This is a genomic window from Pseudomonas syringae (assembly GCF_021605415.1).
GTDB classification, from domain to species: domain Bacteria; phylum Pseudomonadota; class Gammaproteobacteria; order Pseudomonadales; family Pseudomonadaceae; genus Aquipseudomonas; species Aquipseudomonas syringae_S.
The window spans coordinates 1-1,992 of record NZ_WKEQ01000080.1 but is presented as its reverse complement, the minus strand read 5'-3'; the positions used below and the strand labels follow the sequence as shown (position 1 = coordinate 1,992).

General features: G+C 55.7%; 1 protein-coding gene and 1 pseudogene. Both read right to left on the bottom strand.

Going from position 1 to position 1,992, the window contains the following annotated elements; translation table 11 throughout:
• Positions 1 to 724: pseudogene (locus tag GIW69_RS26035) on the bottom strand (hypothetical protein); the annotation flags it as partial.
• A complete protein-coding gene (locus GIW69_RS26030) occupies positions 721 to 1,455 on the bottom strand; it encodes a hypothetical protein (protein WP_236485655.1) in 735 nt (244 codons plus the stop codon). The gene GIW69_RS26030 and the pseudogene GIW69_RS26035, both read right to left, overlap by 4 nt.
• Positions 1,456 to 1,992: the final 537 nt, after the last annotated feature.

Sequence of the window (1,992 nt, the reverse complement as noted above, 5' to 3'; positions counted from 1 at the left end):
CTTGCAGATCCTGGATGGATTTGAGGTCGTTGACCTCGTATTCCATGTAGCCGCGAATCGCTTCCCAGTGGCTGATCGCGAGCGGCAGGCCGGCGCAGGGGAATTCCACGCTGGTCAGGGTTTCGCCATGCTGGAAACCGATGCCCATGCCGTATTGGCGCTGGACGCCGTATTGGCTGACGCCCTGGGCTTCGATGATCCAGGCCGAGAGTGATTCCCAGGGGACGAAGACCGGTTCGGTGGCGCCTTCGGGCATGAAGCAGACTTCGCGGCGTTGGCGGTTGAAGCGGGTGGGAATGATTGAGGCGCGTTTTTTGTGGTTGTGGTGCCAGACGCCAAGTCCGATAAATAAAATGGCGAAAGACCCCATCAATCCTAACGCTGATGATTGAAAAAACAGTTCTACCGTGAAATCCCACAGATATAGCCAGTCGTATCCTAAAAACAAGCCAATGCTGAATATGAACAGAGGCAGTAAGACGGAATACATGGAGGTGATTGTAAATGGCCCTCCGAGAATGACTTGCCAAGAAAAAACGTGTAGCGCCCCTAGCCCGAAATCCATAAACACATTATTTAGTTCCCCTATATGAGGGCCATAGGCCGGCGATAGGGTGGGTAGTGGCAGGGGGGCTAGATAGGTGATCGTTCCGCCAGGGAAAGGCTCGATCTCTCCAGCGTTTTTGGTTTGGCCATTAGTTGGCAACTTTGAAGGCGTAATCATGCGTATTTCGTTCCGTTCAGCGCGGTGCGTTGCACTTCAGCAAATATCTCGGTAATCGGCCGGCGCGGCTGGCGTTTTTGCAGTTTGCGCACTTGTTCGCTCAGGCGCAGCAGTGCTTCGCTCGGCTTGGCCCATTGGGCCTTTGGCAACGGTTTTGACCATTCGCGCATGACGTCGGGCAATGTCTGTTTGCCGATTCTTGCCAGGCGCCGCACTTCCCATTCGGTGATGTGGTTGGGCAGCGTCCACAGCGTCATGACGTGATAGAGATACCAGAAGAACCCCGACAACCGATTGCGTTCGCCGTTGCGGATTTCCTGATGCATGCGGGCGCGGGCGTTGTAGAAGGTGTGCAGGCCTTCGTGCGGTGGGTCGTCGGGGCCTTGCAGGTCTTGCAGATCCTGGATGGATTTGAGGTCGTTGACCTCGTATTCCATGTAGCCGCGAATCGCTTCCCAGTGGCTGATGGCGAGCGGCAGGCCGGCGCAAGGGAATTCCACGCTGGTCAGGGTTTCGCCATGCTGGAAACCGATGCCCATGCCGTATTGGCGCTGGACGCCGTATTGGCTGACGCCCTGGGATTCGATGATCCAGGCCGAGAGTGATTCCCAGGGGATGAAGACCGGTTCGGTGGCGCCTTCGGGCATGAAGCAGACTTCGCGGCGTTGGCGGTTGAAGCGGGTGGGAATGATTGAGGCGCGTTTTTTGTGGACGTGGTGCCAGACGCCCACGCTAATAAGCAGTATTGCGAACCCGCCTTTTAATGCGAGGCTCCAAGCCTCACGGAAAATCCCTTCTATGTAGCTCAGGATGTCTACCCAACTATCTCCAAATAACAGCCCGAGAACGCCGCCTACTAACGGAAACAAAAACGCGATCATACATCCGACGCTGAATGGCCCTCCCAAAGTCATTTGCCACATAAAGACACTTGGGGAACCCAATCCAAAGTCCATGTAGACGTCATTTAACTCACCAATATGTGGCCCATAAGGGGGCAATGACGTTGGTAATGGCAGGGGGGCTAGGTAGGTGATCGTTCCGCCAGGGAAAGGCTCGATCTCTCCGGCGTTTCGGGTTTGGTCATTAATTGGCAACTTTGAAGGCGTACTCATGCGTGTTTCGCTCCGTTCAGCGCCGAGCGTTGCACTTCAGCAAATATCTCGGTAATCGGCCGGCGCGGCTGGCGTTTTTGCAGTTTGCGCACTTGTTCGCTCAGGCGCAGCAGTGCTTCGCTCGGCTTGGCCCATTGGGCCTTTGGCAACGGT